Origin of the sequence: Streptomyces venezuelae (assembly GCF_008642355.1) — a bacterium.
Classification (GTDB): Bacteria; Actinomycetota; Actinomycetes; order Streptomycetales; family Streptomycetaceae; genus Streptomyces; species Streptomyces venezuelae_B.
This window is the reverse complement of record NZ_CP029193.1, coordinates 4,541,770-4,554,866: the sequence shown is the minus strand read 5'-3', so window position 1 is coordinate 4,554,866 and position 13,097 is coordinate 4,541,770. Positions and strand designations below refer to the sequence as shown.

The 13,097-nt window shown below is 71.9% G+C and carries 13 protein-coding genes; 5 read left to right on the top strand and 8 right to left on the bottom strand.

Annotation, left to right across the window (positions count from 1 at the left end; translation table 11 throughout):
• Positions 1-144 precede the first annotated feature (144 nt).
• Entirely contained in the window at positions 145-1,338 is a 1,194-nt protein-coding gene (locus DEJ47_RS21150) for a threonine aldolase family protein (protein WP_150170610.1), read from the top strand.
• Here DEJ47_RS21150 and DEJ47_RS21145 read toward each other — a convergent pair.
• On the bottom strand, positions 1,295-1,522 hold the full coding sequence (locus tag DEJ47_RS21145) for a hypothetical protein (RefSeq protein WP_150170608.1): 228 nt from the start codon (positions 1,520-1,522) through the stop codon (positions 1,295-1,297). The two genes, DEJ47_RS21150 and DEJ47_RS21145, sit on opposite strands and share 44 nt — an antisense overlap.
• Positions 1,523-1,764: 242 nt before the next feature.
• On the opposite strand from DEJ47_RS21145, the gene DEJ47_RS21135 reads away from it, so the two are divergent.
• On the top strand, positions 1,765-2,871 hold the full coding sequence (locus tag DEJ47_RS21135; RefSeq protein WP_150170606.1) for a DUF5937 family protein: 1,107 nt from the start codon (positions 1,765-1,767) through the stop codon (positions 2,869-2,871).
• A 41-nt stretch (positions 2,872-2,912) separates the two neighbouring features.
• On the opposite strand, the gene DEJ47_RS21130 is transcribed toward DEJ47_RS21135, so the two are convergent.
• Positions 2,913-3,584: a response regulator transcription factor gene (locus DEJ47_RS21130; protein ID WP_150170604.1), complete on the bottom strand. Its 672-nt coding sequence runs from the start codon at positions 3,582-3,584 to the stop codon at positions 2,913-2,915.
• Positions 3,585-3,636: 52 nt separating this feature from the next.
• Positions 3,637-4,839 (bottom strand): sensor histidine kinase, encoded by a 1,203-nt coding sequence (locus tag DEJ47_RS21125; protein WP_150170602.1) that lies wholly within the window; start codon positions 4,837-4,839, stop codon positions 3,637-3,639.
• 106 nt (positions 4,840-4,945) lie between these two features.
• Here DEJ47_RS21125 and DEJ47_RS21120 point away from each other — a divergent pair, with 106 nt between their 5' ends.
• Positions 4,946-5,956 carry an SAM-dependent methyltransferase gene (locus DEJ47_RS21120; protein ID WP_150170600.1) on the top strand — a complete coding sequence of 337 codons (1,011 nt, stop codon included), beginning with the start codon at positions 4,946-4,948 and terminating at the stop codon, positions 5,954-5,956.
• 22 nt (positions 5,957-5,978) lie between these two features.
• On the opposite strand, the gene DEJ47_RS21115 is transcribed toward DEJ47_RS21120, so the two are convergent.
• Entirely contained in the window at positions 5,979-7,142 is a 1,164-nt protein-coding gene (locus tag DEJ47_RS21115; protein ID WP_150170597.1) for an NADH-quinone oxidoreductase subunit D, read from the bottom strand.
• A 55-nt stretch (positions 7,143-7,197) separates the two neighbouring features.
• On the opposite strand from DEJ47_RS21115, the gene DEJ47_RS21110 reads away from it, so the two are divergent.
• Together DEJ47_RS21110 and DEJ47_RS21105 are read left to right on the top strand one after the other, a co-directional pair.
• Complete coding sequence (locus DEJ47_RS21110; protein WP_150170595.1) at positions 7,198-7,707, top strand: PH domain-containing protein; 510 nt, start codon at positions 7,198-7,200, stop codon at positions 7,705-7,707.
• 23 nt (positions 7,708-7,730) lie between these two features.
• Complete coding sequence (locus DEJ47_RS21105) at positions 7,731-9,074, top strand: PH domain-containing protein (RefSeq protein WP_190415801.1); 1,344 nt, start codon at positions 7,731-7,733, stop codon at positions 9,072-9,074.
• 180 nt (positions 9,075-9,254) lie between these two features.
• Here DEJ47_RS21105 and DEJ47_RS21100 read toward each other — a convergent pair whose 3' ends face one another.
• From DEJ47_RS21100 to DEJ47_RS21085, 4 genes are all read right to left on the bottom strand, one after another.
• The gene (locus tag DEJ47_RS21100) at positions 9,255-10,409 is read right to left on the bottom strand and encodes a hypothetical protein (protein ID WP_150170593.1); all 1,155 of its coding nucleotides are present in this window, start codon (positions 10,407-10,409) and stop codon (positions 9,255-9,257) included.
• 163 nt (positions 10,410-10,572) lie between these two features.
• Positions 10,573-11,544: an ABC transporter substrate-binding protein gene (locus tag DEJ47_RS21095; RefSeq protein WP_150170591.1), complete on the bottom strand. Its 972-nt coding sequence runs from the start codon at positions 11,542-11,544 to the stop codon at positions 10,573-10,575.
• Positions 11,545-11,650: 106 nt separating this feature from the next.
• On the bottom strand, positions 11,651-12,313 hold the full coding sequence (locus tag DEJ47_RS21090; protein WP_150170589.1) for an ABC transporter permease: 663 nt from the start codon (positions 12,311-12,313) through the stop codon (positions 11,651-11,653).
• Positions 12,310-13,038, bottom strand: coding sequence for an ABC transporter permease (locus tag DEJ47_RS21085; protein ID WP_150170586.1), 729 nt, complete (start codon positions 13,036-13,038; stop codon positions 12,310-12,312). Before DEJ47_RS21085 ends, DEJ47_RS21090 begins: the two co-directional genes overlap by 4 nt.
• Positions 13,039-13,097: the final 59 nt, after the last annotated feature.

Sequence of the window (13,097 nt, the reverse complement as noted above, 5' to 3'; positions counted from 1 at the left end):
GCGGCGCCTTCCGTTCCAGTCCGCTCGGGGTACCGGACGATTTCTCGTCATGTTAACGCGATTGGTTGGCGCCGCGTCTTCGGCTGTCCACAGGCTGTGGTTATTCATATGACCGGTGAGCGGTGAACGGGCCATGCTCGGAGGATGCCCTTCGAAAGCGCAGTAGAAGACCGGCCGGACCCTCAGGCGACGCCCGACACGCCCGACGCCGACGAACTCGAGGCAGCCCGCCGACGTGCCGCCGCCGTGGGCGCCGCCCGGACCCTGCACCGTTCCGTCCTGAACGTCCCCTTGACCGAGCGCCTGTCGGCGCTGGCCGCGGCGGCTCCCGACGTGGTCGGCCCCGAGGCCTCCACCGACGTGTACGGCAACGGCGTCGTCGCCACCCTGGAGGGCGAGGTCGCGCGGCTGCTCGGCACGGAGGACGCCGCGTTCTTCCCGACCGGCACGATGGCGCAGCAGGTCGCGCTGCGCTGCTGGGCGGGCCGTACGGGGAACGCGACGGTGGCACTGCACCCCAAGGCACATCCCGAAGTGCACGAAGGGTCCGCGTTCTCCGTGGTCAGCGGGTTGCGGACGGTGCATCCGACGCGTGAGCCGCGACTGCCGACGGCGGACGAAGTGCGGGACTTCGAGGAGCCTTTCGGGACGCTGATGCTCGAACTGCCGCTCCGGGACGCGGGTTTCGTCCTGCCGGAGTGGGAGGAGCTGGAGGCGGTCGTGGCGGCGGCCCGCGAGAGGGACGCGGTCGTGCACTTCGACGGCGCGCGGCTGTGGGAGTGCACGGCGCATTTCGGTCGCGGCCTCGCGGAGATCGCCGGTCTCGCCGACTCCGTGTACGTGTCGTTCTACAAGTCCCTCGAGGGGCTGAGCGGCGCCGCGCTGGCCGGTCCGCGCACGCTCGTCGAGGAGGCGAGGGTGTGGCGCCACCGCTACGGAGGGCAGCTGTTCCAGCAGTTCCCCGTCGCGGTCTCGGCCCTCGTCGGCCTGAAGCACACGCTGCCCCGGCTGCCGGAGTACGTCGCCCACGCGCGCGTGGTGGCCGACGCGCTGCACGAGGGGTTCGCGGCCGCGGGGGTGTCCTGGTCGCGGGTGCATCCGGAGCGCCCGCACACGCACCAGTTCCAGGTGTGGCTGCCGTACGCCCCCGACGTACTGAACGAGGCGTGTCTCGGGCAGGCGGAGGAGACCGGCACGCTGCTGTTCGGGCGCTGGTTCCCGGACGGGCCGCCCGGCCTCTCGGTCACGGAGGTCACCGTGACCGAAGAGGGCCTCAAGTGGGCGGCCCATGACGTCAGGGAAGCGGTCGCGGAGTTCGTACGACGGATCCCCGGGTGAGGCGGGCCAGGGCGGCGCGGACCCGGCCGCGTGCGGGACGTTCGGCCAGGACCGCGCGGAAGCGGCCGTAGTCGCGGACCTCGCGGACCGCCTGCCAGTCGTGCTGTCCGGGCGCGGGCGGCGTCGGCCCGCCGTGCTGCGCGGCGCGGTAGGAGTCGAGGAGGAACTGCTGGGTGACGCTCATGACGGACAACCTCTCGGTATAAATAGTACTTAACGGACATCGATGGGCTGGTCGTGCCCCTGCTCGGTCGTCGACAGCGACGGATGGGGTCGGGGATGACAGCCGGGGGCCGGCCACGGCGGCGCTGCCGCGGCCTCCCTGCGACCACAAGCCTGCGCCCCTCCCGCCGTCCGCGTCGCGTCGATTGACGAGCGCCGTCAATCGGCGGCCACGCTGTCGGTGGCGAGGTGCACCATGGGGCCATGAGCGTGAGCATCGACATCAGCGGGCTGGCCCTGGAGCGCATCCACGTCGTGCCCTCGCCCCTGTCCGAACTCGGCATGTCGCTGCACGCCCTGTCCGAGCCCGGCCACCACCCGGGGCTGCAGGGCTGGGTGACCGCCGTGTCCACGCGCCTGGACCCCTGCCTCGCGGACCGCCTCTGCGAGGCCGACTTCCTGTGGCGCACGACGTTCTCGGACGTGTTCGCGCCCTTCGCCGGGCTGCCCGGCCAGAGCGAGCTCCCTGGGGCCACGCTCGCCGAGGAGCTCGACCAGCTGGACAAGCTGAGCGACGAACAGTTCGTGGACGCGGCCCTGGAGTTCACCTGCCAGTCGACGTACACGGAACCGGACCGCAAGCTCCTCTCCGACCCCGCCGTGCAGCGGCGCGCACTGGACCTCGCCGCCGCGCGCGGCCCGCACCAGGTGCGCTTCACCAAGCGGCTCCTGGAGGATCCGCCCGTCGTCCGCGCGTGGTTCCGCACGCTCATGGAGGACTGCGACGAGGCCTTCTTCGCCGACACCTGGGCCCGCGTGCACCACCAACTGGCCGCGGACGCCCGGCACAAGACCGAACTGCTGCGGCGCAAGGGGCTCGCGGAGGCCCTGAAGGCCATCTCCGGGGCGGTGTCCCTGGACGAGAGCGGTCAGGTCATCACCGTGGACAAGATGTCCGACGGCCGGACCACCACCGGCTCAGGAGGCCTGACGATCGTGCCGACGAGCCTCGGCTGGCCGCATCTGTGGGTGCTGCACCGCAGGGGCTGGCAGGCGTCGATCACGTACCCGATCAGCACCCCCGGCCTCACCTCGCCGCCCACCGTGGAGCAGCTGACCCGCCGCATGTCCGCGCTCGCCCACCCGGTGCGGATGCGCCTGTGCCGCCACCTCGCGCGCGGGGCGTACACCACGAGCGAGCTGGCCGACGCGCACGGCATGACGGCGCCGGAGATATCCCGGCACCTGAGCGTCCTGAAGAAGGCGGACCTGATCACCACGCGCCGCAGGGGGCGCTACGTCCAGCACCAGCTGGACATCAGCGTCGTGTCCCGCCTGGGCAGCGACTTCATAGAGGGCGTGCTGCGCTAGCCCGCCCCAGCGCTCGGCCTGCCCCGCAGGGCTCGTACGCCCTAGGAGCCGCCCCCGGCCCGCACGAGCCCCGTCTCGTACGCGAGGACCACCACCTGCACCCGGTCCCGCAGGTCCAGCTTGGTCAGGATGCGTCCGACGTGCGTCTTCACGGTCGCCTCCGACAGGACGAGCCGCGCGGCGATCTCGCCGTTCGACAGGCCCTGCGCGACCAGCACCATGACCTCGCGCTCGCGGTCCGTGAGGCGCTCCAGGTGCTTGTGCTGCGGCTGCCCGCCGGCGTTCGGCAGCATCGGCGCGAAACGGTCCAGGAGCCGCCTCGTCGTGGACGGCGCGACCACCGCGTCACCGCTGTGCACGGACCGGATCGCGGCGAGCAGCTCCCCCGGGGGCACGTCCTTGAGCATGAAGCCGGACGCCCCGGCCTTCAGCCCCGAGAAGGCGTACTCGTCGAGGTCGAACGTGGTCAGGATCAGGACCTTCGGCGGGTTCGCGTCCTGGCAGATGCGCCGGGTCGTCTCCACGCCGTCGAGCTTCGGCATGCGGACGTCCATCAGGACCACGTCGACCTCGGTCCCGCGCAGCACCTCCAGAGCCTCCACGCCGTCGCCCGCCTCCGCGACGACCTCCATGTCCGGCTGGGCGGCGAGCACCATCCGGAACCCGGTGCGCAGCAGCACCTGGTCGTCGACGAGCATCACACGGATCGACATCAAGGGTCCTTCCAAAGGGCTGTGGGGTCGAAAAGCCTGTGGGGCGATGTGCTCAGTGTGCGGGTTTCAGCGGCAGCAGCGCACTGATCCGGAAGCCGCCGCCGGGACGTGGCCCCGCGTCGAGTGTGCCGCCGACCATGCCGACCCGCTCGCGCATGCCGATCAGGCCGTGCCCGCTGCCGTCTGCCCCGCCGTCCTCGTACAGCTCGTGCGGGGCGCCCTTGCCGTCGTCCTCGACCAGCAGCCCGAGGCCGTCGTCGAAGTAGACGAGGCGCACGCTCGCCCCGGCGTTCTCACCCCCGTGCTTGCGGGTGTTGGTGAGGGCTTCCTGCACGATGCGGTACGCGGTGAGCTCGACGCCGCTGGGCAGGGGGCGCGGGGTGCCCTCCACCTTGTAGTCGACGGGCAGGCCCGCCGTGCGGACCTGTTCGATGAGTTCGTCGAGCTGCTCGACGTCGGGCTGCGGGACGTACTCGCCGCTCTCCTCGGGCTCCCCGGTGCGCAGCACACCGAGCAGCCTGCGCATCTCCGCGAGGGCCTGGCGGCCGGTGCCCGAGATGGTCTCCAGGGCCTTCTTCGCCTGGTCGGGAGCCGTGTCCATGACGTACGCGGCGCCGTCGGCCTGGACCACCATCACCGAGACGTTGTGCGCCACGACGTCGTGCAGCTCGCGGGCGATCCGGGCCCGCTCGGCCGCCACCGCGACCTTCGCCTGCGCCTCGCGCTCCTTCTCCAGGCGGTCGGCGCGCTCCTCAAGCTGCGCGAAGTAGGCGCGGCGGGTGCGGATGGAGTCGCCGAGGACCCAGGCGAGCGCGAACGGCACGATCTGGAACATCGTGAAGAGGACGAGCCCGAAGGCGCTGGTGTTCTCCGCGGGCCAGCGCATCATCGCCAGCGGGGCCGCGCACAGCCCGCCGATCAGCGCGAAGCGCGACGCCCAGCGGGGTCCGTCGGCGGCGGCGGTGTAGACGATCACCAGCATGGCGAAGTTCGCGGGCATCGTCTCCACGTTGAAGACGAGCTGCAGGAATCCGAGGACCGCGGCGAGCACCAGCATCTTCTCGGTGGCGCGGCGGCGCAGCGTCATCACCAGGGCGAACCCGATGGCGACGGGGACCGACAGGGCCTGCGGACCGCGCCCGGCCCCCTCGGCCATGGAGACCAGGCCGATCCCGGAGATCCCGAGCAGGACGAAGGCCCAGAAGCCGTCGACCCATGTCGGGTGTCTGCGGAGGAAGTCATAGAGGCGCTGCACGTAACCCAGCGTAGGCAGGCCATCGGCGCCCCCGGGTCAACCGAAGGTCCGATCCGTAGCAGGTACATGTACTCCCCAAGGTGGAGGCCCGCTTAGCCTGCGGTCTGTGACGAACGACAAGGAAGCGCAGCGCACCGCCGTCGCGCGCGGCTGGCGCGAGGCCACGGAGGCAGCCCTGTACGGCCCTCAGGGCTTCTACCGCCGCCCCGAGGGCCCCGCCGGTCACTTCCGGACTTCCGTGCACGCCTCGCCCCTCTACGCGGGCGCCGTGGCCCGTCTGCTGTCCCGCCTGGACGCGGCACTCGGTCACCCGGACGAGGTGGCCTTCGTGGACATGGGGGCGGGTCGCGGCGAACTCACCACGGCCGTCCTCGCCGCGCTTCCCCCGGAGGTGGCGGCACGCGTGCGTGTGTACGCCGTGGAGCTCGCCGAGCGCCCGGCGGACCTCGACCCGCGCATCGAGTGGCGCAGCACCCCACCGGTCGGCGTCACGGGTCTGCTGTTCGCCAATGAGTGGCTGGACAACGTCCCCGTGGACGTCGTCGAGGTGGCCGCCGACGGGGTGCCGCGCCGGGTGCTCGTGGACGGTGACGGCGCCGAGACGCCGGGCGGGCCGGTGGACGGGCCCGACGCGGAGTGGCTGGCGCGCTGGTGGCCCCTCGGCCCCGAGCCGGGCCTGCGCGCGGAGATCGGTCGCCCCAGGGACGAGGCGTGGGCGTCCGCCGCGGCAGCTGTGAAGCGCGGCCTCGCGGTCGCCGTCGACTACGCCCACACCCGTGACGCACGCCCGCCCTTCGGGACGCTGACGGGCTTCAGGGAGGGCCGCGAGACGGCGCCCTTGCCCGACGGCAGCTGCGACATCACGGCCCATGTGGCGCTCGACGCCTGCGCGGGGGACGGCGCCGCGCTGCTCACCCAGCGGGCCGCGCTCGGCGCCCTCGGGGTGCGCGGCGGGCGCCCGCCGCTGGCGCTCGCCTCCAGCGACCCGACGGCGTACGTCCGCGCCCTCACGCGCGCGGGAGAGGCCGCCGAGCTGACCGCGCCCGGCGGACTCGGCGACTTCGGGTGGCTGCTGCAGCCCGTGGGTGTCGCTCTGGACCCACTGCTCGCCGAATGACGCCCTGCCTGCCGCCGACGCCTTACTTGTCGATGTCGCCGACCACGAAGAACAGCGACCCCAGGATGGCCACCATGTCCGCGACCAGCTGCCCCGGGAGCAGTTCGGTCAGCGCCTGGATGTTGTTGTACGAGGCCGAGCGCAGCTTGAGGCGGTACGGCGTCTTCTCGCCCTTGCTGACGAGGTAGTAGCCGTTGATGCCGAGGGGGTTCTCGGTCCACGCGTACGTGTGGCCCTCGGGGGCCTTCAGGACCTTCGGCAGGCGCTGGTTGACCGGCCCCTGCGGAAGCTCGCCGAGCCGGTCCAGGCAGGCGTCCGCGAGATCCAGGGCGTTGTGGGTCTGCTCCAGGAGGCACTCGAAGCGGGCCAGGCAGTCGCCCTCCTCACGCGTGACGACCTTCAGCGTGTCCTGGAGCTCGCCGTACGCCAGATACGGCTCGTCACGGCGCAGGTCGAAGTCGACTCCGGAGGCGCGGGCGATGGGCCCGCTCACTCCGTAGGCATGCACCGCCTCCGGAGTGAGGACGCCGACGCCGCGCGTGCGGCCCCGGAAGATCTCGTTGCCGAGGACGAGCCGGTCGTACACGTCCATGCGCGACCGGACCGACGCGACCGCCTCCCGCGCGCGGGTGGTCCATCCGGCGGGCAGGTCCTCCTTGAGGCCGCCGACGCGGTTGAACATGTAGTGCATGCGGCCGCCGGAGATCTCCTCCATCACGTTCTGGAGCTCCTCGCGCTCGCGGAACGCGTGGAACACCGGCGTGATGCCGCCCAGTTCGAGCGGGTAGGACCCGAGGAACATCAGGTGGTTCAGTACGCGGTTGAGCTCGGCGAGGAGCGTGCGCATCCAGACGGCGCGCTCCGGGACCTCCATGCCGAGCATCCGCTCCACGGCCAGGACGACGCCCAGCTCGTTCGAGAACGCCGAGAGCCAGTCGTGGCGGTTGGCCAGCATCACGATCTGCCGGTAGTCCCGCGCCTCGAAGAGCTTCTCCGCACCGCGGTGCATGTAGCCGATGACCGGCTCCGCGTGCTGGATGCGCTCGCCGTCCAGGACCAGGCGGAGGCGGAGCACGCCGTGCGTGGACGGGTGCTGGGGGCCGATGTTGAGCACCATGTCGGTGCTCTCGGCCGCTCCGCCGATGCCGAGCGTGGTCTCCGTGGTGGTCTCCGTCGTGGGACTCATGGCCACAGTCTCTCGCACGCGCCGCCGTGTCAGCGGCGCTACGTACGCTTGAGCCATGAACACGGGGACAGCGGGGCCCGCAGGGCCGGCTCGGGAGCGGACCGAGCCGGTGTGGACGGGACTGCCGCGGGGACTGCTGAGGCTGCGCCGGCTCCTGCTGGTGGTCTGGTTCGTGCCGCTCGCGGCGGCCGTCGGAATCCCGCTCGGCCTGTTCGTGGGCCCTGCCTGGGCCGCGTTCGCGCTGATACCGCTCGCCGTCGTCGCCTGGGGCTGGCCGGTGCTCGGCCGCAACTGGCGCTCGTGGCGGTACGCGGAGCGGGCCGACGACCTGCTCATCAGCCGGGGCGTGCTCTGGCGCGAGGAGACGGTCGTGCCGTACGGCCGGATGCAGCTCGTCGAGGTGACCTCGGGGCCCCTGGAGCGCCGCTTCGGACTCGCGAGCGTCCAGCTGCACACCGCCGCGGCGGCCACCGACGCGCGTATCCCCGGGCTCCTCCCCGAGGAGGCGGAACGGCTGCGCGACCGGCTGACGGAACTCGGCGAAGCCCGATCGGCGGGGCTGTGAAGGGCGCACGGGACGACGGCGCCGTGAACGGCGTACGGGAAGCGGCGGACGCGGCCCGCCCCGGGGCGGACGACACCGTGCCCGAGCGGCGCCTGCACCCCGTCACGCCGCTGCGCCGCGCCTGGGCGCCCTGCGCGGTCCTGGTGGGCTGGGCCGTCCACGACCCGAACGGCACGCAGCAGCGCCTCTCCGCGCTGACCGCCACCACCCTCCTCCTCGGCAGCGTCGCCGTGGTCGTCGGCGGCGCCCTCTACGGCTTCCTGAGCTGGTGGTTCACGCACTTCTCGGTCACCGACACCGAGCTGCGCATCCGCACCGGCCTGTTCTTCCGGCGCACCGCCCACATCCGCCTGGACCGGCTCCAGGCCGTCGACGTGACACGTCCGCTGCTCGCCCGCATCGCGGGGGTCGCCAAGCTCAAACTGGACGTGGTCGGGGCGGAGAAGAAGGACGAGCTGGCTTACTTGGGCGAGCGCGAAGCGGCCGAACTGCGGGCCGAACTCCTCGCGCGGGCGGCCGGTTTCGTCCCCGAGGAGGCGCGCGAGGTCGGCGAGGCGCCCGTCCGGGGACTGCTGCACGTCCAGCCGCGCATGCTCGCCCACTCCCTGCTGCTCACCGGCGCGCCCTGGGGGGCACTCCTCGCGGCGTCCCTGGTGCCCGCCTTCATCTGGTTCGGCACCCACAGCCTGTGGACGACCCTCGGGGCCGCCGTCCCGATGCTGGGCGGCGCCTTCGCGAGCAGCGGCGGGCGTTTCATCAAGGAGTACGACTGGACGGTGGGCGAATCGCCCGACGGCATCCGCATCGACCACGGGCTGCTCGACAAGGCCCACGAGACGGTGCCGCCCGGCCGGGTGCAGACGGTGCACGTGGTGCAGCCGTTGCTGTGGCGGCGGCGCGGCTGGGTACGGGTGGAGCTGGACGTGGCGGGCTCGGCGAACAGCGTGCTGGTCCCGGTCGCGCCGCGGGAGCTCGCCGACGAGGTGATCGGGCGGGTCCTGCCGGGGGTGCGCGTGCCGGAGCCGACGGAGCTCGTGCGGCCTCCCGCGCGTGCGGCGTGGTGTGCGCCGCTGTGGTGGAGGGGTTACGGCCTGGCGGTCACCGACGAGGTCTTCGCGGCCCGCCACGGTCTGCTCAGACGCCGCCTGTCCCTCGTCCCGCACGCGAAGGTCCAGAGCGTACGGCTCTCCCAGGGCCCCTGGGAGCGGTTCAAGGGCGTCGCGGACGTACGGGTGGACACGGGCGCCAACAAGACGGTGGCGGCCCGCCTGCGCCCCGCGGACGAGGCGGCGACACTCCTCCACGCCCAGGCGGACCGCTCCCGAACGGGCCGCAGGGAGGCCATCCCTGACCGCTGGATGACCTGACGCGCGGGGACACGGCTGCGCTGCCCCCGCCTTTCGTGGCGGGCCCGTCCTCGCGGCTGCGGGCGCGTCCGGCGGCTGCGGGCGCGTCGTGGCCGGGTGCGCGGTTCCCCGCGCCCCTGGTCACCCCGCGCCGCCGCCACCGATGGTCACGCTGCGCCGCCGCCGAACAGCAGCCAAGCGTTACGCCCGCAGGGCGGTCCGCAGCTCCCCCACGTCGATCTGCTCCGTCTCGTCATGGGCCGTCAGGTCGATGACCTGGCCCACGCCACGTGCCGCGTCCCCCTCGGGCGCGTCCTTGAACTCGCCCTCGGTCTCCGCCTTGTGGACCGCGAGGGCCTCCTCGCCCACCACGTCGGCGAGGTCCTCGTTCTGCACGGACTCCAGCGCGGCCGGGGCCACGTTCTTCGTGCCGAAGAAGTCGAACCCGCCCTGCGGAGCCTGACGGCGCGACTGCGCGGGCGGCGCGACGGCGACCGCGCGCTCGTGCCCGGCGTATCCATCGGCCGCCCCGGGCTTCCCCCGCGACTCGTCCTCCGCGTCCGGCGCGGCTCCTGGCGCCGCCTGCGGTGGCTTGGTCCGGGACATGCGGTCGAGCGCCGCGTTGGCCCGCAGGAAGAGGGAGGGCGTGGGGGACGCACCCGGCCTGCCGGAGGCCTGCGCACGCGCGGCGGAAGCGTCCTTGGGCGGGGCAGTCTCCGTACGCGGGGCGTCCTCCGTACGCGGACCGGTCTCCGTGGGCGAAGACGGCTCCGTCCGCGGCGCCGACGCGCCGGGAACACGCCCCGGCGCCCCCGAGCGCACCGCGGGCACCAGGTCCTCGGCGCCGGATCCCGAGGCCGCCCCCGACGAAGGCGAAGGCAGTGCGGGCGCCTCCGGAGACGTCGCCTCGATGGCGAGCAGCCGCCGCCCCTCCAGAGCGCTGGCCCGCTCCGTCTCCGCCGTGGCGTACCGGCGCAGGAGCGCGGCGTGTTCGTTGCGCAGGGCCGCGAGCTCCGCACGCTTGGCGCGCAGCTTCGTCTCCAGTCTGCCCCGCAGTTCGCGGGACTCCTCGAGGTCGGACTCGGCCTCGGCCATCCGTTCCTCGTGGCGCCACTCGTCGCTCGCGCGGGCGCGGGTGAGCTCGGCGACGCGCTTGCCGGCCGTCTGGTCCCAGCGGCGCATGACGACCGAGCCGACGACGGCAGCGGCGGCCGCGGCCGCGACGAGCCCGCGGAGCACGACGGGTTCCGCGAACATCCAGGCGCCGCCGGCGCTGAGAATCGAAACGCCTGCGACCGTCGTAGGAGGAAGCAGCCGGTGCAGGGGTGGGGAATGGCGGTGGCGTCCACGTGGCATGGCCAGAAACTTACCGCGCGTAGGCGAAGTGTGGTGCCCCGCCCGGCAAAAAGCAGTCACCGCGGTCGTGACTCGTCGCAACTCCCCACCCCTCTTCCGCTCTGATTCAGCGATCAACTTCCGCTGTGACCGGGGAACTTCCCGGCGCTTTTCTTGATCATCTTCAGATGAGGCCCTTCGACTTCAGATACTCGGCGGCGACATCCGCTTCCTTCTGACGCTCCTCGTCGACCTTCCGGTTGAGTTCGATGAGGTCGTCCGTCGTGAGCGTCTTCGTGAGCTTGCCGAGGGCCTCGGCTATCTCCTTGCCGCCGGCCTCCTTCGCGTTCACCACGGGAAGGATGTTGTCCGCGTTCTGGAGCTTCTTGTCGTCCTCGAGGATGACGAGGTCGTAGTTCTTCAGCGTCGCGTCGGTCGTCGTGGTCAGCACCAGTTGGTCCGTGCCGTTCTTGACGGCCTGCTTGGACTGCGTGGTGCCGACCCCCTTGGGGTCGATTCCGGTGACGTCGATGCCGTACTTCTTCTTCAGTCCCGGCGCGCAGAACGGGCGGGACTCGCATTCGTCGCCCGCCGCGATCTTGACCTTCTCACCGGACCTGCCGAGATCCGAGAGCGTCTTGAGCTTGTGCTCCTTCGCGTATTCCTTGGAGACCGCGAACGCGTTCTGGTCGACCGCCTCACCGGCCGGGAGCACCTTCAGGCCCTCCGGCTCCGCGAGCTTCTCGAGCGCGCTCACCGTGGCGTCCAGATCGCTGGAGGCAACCGTGTCGGCCTTCGGGCCGTTCTTCTCCAGGTTGAGGAATTCCGCGAGGGTCGCCGCGTATTCGGGAGCTACGTCGATCGAGCCATTCTTGAGTTCGGGCTTGTAGATCTCGCGGTTCTGCACGGTCTTGACCTCGGCGTCGTAACCGGCCTTCTCCAGGACGCCCGCGTAGAGCTCGGCGAGCACCTTCTGTTCGGTGAACCGCGCGGAACCCACCACGAGCGAGCCCTTCTTGTCACCGCCCGCCTTGTCCGACCCCTTGCCGTCGTCCTCCAGGCTGTCCCCGCCGCACGCGGCGAGACCCGCGGTCAGCGCCACGACGGCCGCGGCCGCCCCTGCCATCCGTCGCGCGCGACGCGTTGTGCTGTTCATCGGTGAACCACCATTTCGAAAGGAAAGAAAGAAACTCGGAACTCACAGCCGACCGCGGGCCGACGCCCACCGCCACGGACCGACTCCCACCGTCACCGGCCGCCGCCTACCGCCGCATCGGATCGAAGAGCCGCCCCGCCACCACAAGGACCCCCTCCACGAGGAGCGCGAGCAGCGCCACCAGGACGGCGCCCGCGACCACTTGCGGGGTGTTCTGCAGGTTGAACCCGGCCGTGATGATCCGGCCGAGACCGCCCTCACCCGCCATCGCGGCGAGCGTGGCCGTCGCGACGACCTGCACGCCCGCGGACCGTATGCCGGTCATGATCAGCGGGTACGCCAGCGGCAGCTCGACCCGCGCGAACAGCTGCCCGCCGCTCATCCCCATCCCGCGCGCGGCCTCCACCACCGCGCGGTCCACCTCCCGCATCCCGAGGTAGGCGTTGGTCAGCAGCGGCGGGACGGCGAAGAGCACCAGCGCGATCAGCGTCGGCGCGTCACCGTGCTCGCCGAGGGGCGTGAGCGTCAGCAGGATAAGCAGGGCCAGCGTGGGCACCGCGCGGCCGACGTTGGAGATGTTGACGGCAAGCGCGCCGCCCTTGCCGATGTGCCCGAGACACAGCGCCAGGGGCAGCGCGATGGCGCAGGCCACGGCGAGGCAGACCCCGCTGAAGTACAGGTGCTCGGCGAGGCGGTGCCAGACGCCCTTCTCGCCCTGCCAGTTGGCGCCCGTGGTCAGCCAGTCCCACGCCCCCGTGATCGCGTTCATGCGGGCTCAGCCACCTTCGTCACGGCCGCCTTGCGCGACGCCCGGCTCGTCCGTGTGCGATGGGCTCTCGTCCACGGCGTCAGCAGCCGCTGGAGCCCGAGCAGCAGCAGGTCGGCGGTGACGGCGAGGAGCACGCAGAGCACCGAGGCGGTCAGGACCTGCGCCTTGAAGGTCGTGTCCAGGCCGTCGAGGATGAGGGTGCCCAGGCCGCCGTAGTCCACGATCGCGCCGACGGTGGTCAGGGCGACCGTGGAGACCGTGGTGATGCGCACGCCGGCGAGGAGCGCGGGCAGCGCGAGCGGCAGCTCCACCTCCCACAGCAGCCTCAACGGGCCGTACCCCATGCCCTTGGCGGCGTCCCTGGCCTCCTCGGGGACGGCCTGGAGGCCGGCCAGGATGTTCCGCACCAGAACCGTCAGCGAGTACAGGACGAGGCCCGTGACGACCAGGGAGACGGACAGCCCGAAGAAGGGCAGGAGCAGCGAGAACATGGCGAGGGAAGGGACCGAGTAGAGCACGGTCGTCACGCCGAGGATCGGACCCGCGAGGAAGCGGAAGCGCCGTGCGAGCAGCGCGAGCGGCAGGGCGACGGCGACCCCGATCGCCACGGAGGCGACGGTGATCCCGACGTGCTCAAGGGTCGCGTCGATCAACTCCTGGCTGCGGGAGCGGAGATATTCCCCGCAGATCCAGTCGTTCGTCACCAGACAGTTCTGCTCGGCCACGCGCCCCACCTCCCCCGAAATCCCGAACGTATGCCGTACACACGTCCCCCCGTGTCTGG

What these genes read in the sequence shown, in the direction of transcription:
- DEJ47_RS21150 (WP_150170610.1), top strand. Translation starts at nt 145, where the DNA reads ATGCCCTTCGAAAGCGCAGTAGAAGACCGGCCGGACCCTCAGGCGACG.
- DEJ47_RS21145 (WP_150170608.1), bottom strand. Translation starts at nt 1,522, where the DNA reads ATGAGCGTCACCCAGCAGTTCCTCCTCGACTCCTACCGCGCCGCGCAG.
- DEJ47_RS21135 (WP_150170606.1), top strand. Translation starts at nt 1,765, where the DNA reads ATGAGCGTGAGCATCGACATCAGCGGGCTGGCCCTGGAGCGCATCCAC.
- DEJ47_RS21130 (WP_150170604.1), bottom strand. Translation starts at nt 3,584, where the DNA reads ATGTCGATCCGTGTGATGCTCGTCGACGACCAGGTGCTGCTGCGCACC.
- DEJ47_RS21115 (WP_150170597.1), bottom strand. Translation starts at nt 7,142, where the DNA reads ATGAGTCCCACGACGGAGACCACCACGGAGACCACGCTCGGCATCGGC.
- DEJ47_RS21110 (WP_150170595.1), top strand. Translation starts at nt 7,198, where the DNA reads ATGAACACGGGGACAGCGGGGCCCGCAGGGCCGGCTCGGGAGCGGACC.
- DEJ47_RS21100 (WP_150170593.1), bottom strand. Translation starts at nt 10,409, where the DNA reads ATGCCACGTGGACGCCACCGCCATTCCCCACCCCTGCACCGGCTGCTT.
- DEJ47_RS21095 (WP_150170591.1), bottom strand. Translation starts at nt 11,544, where the DNA reads ATGAACAGCACAACGCGTCGCGCGCGACGGATGGCAGGGGCGGCCGCG.
- DEJ47_RS21090 (WP_150170589.1), bottom strand. Translation starts at nt 12,313, where the DNA reads ATGAACGCGATCACGGGGGCGTGGGACTGGCTGACCACGGGCGCCAAC.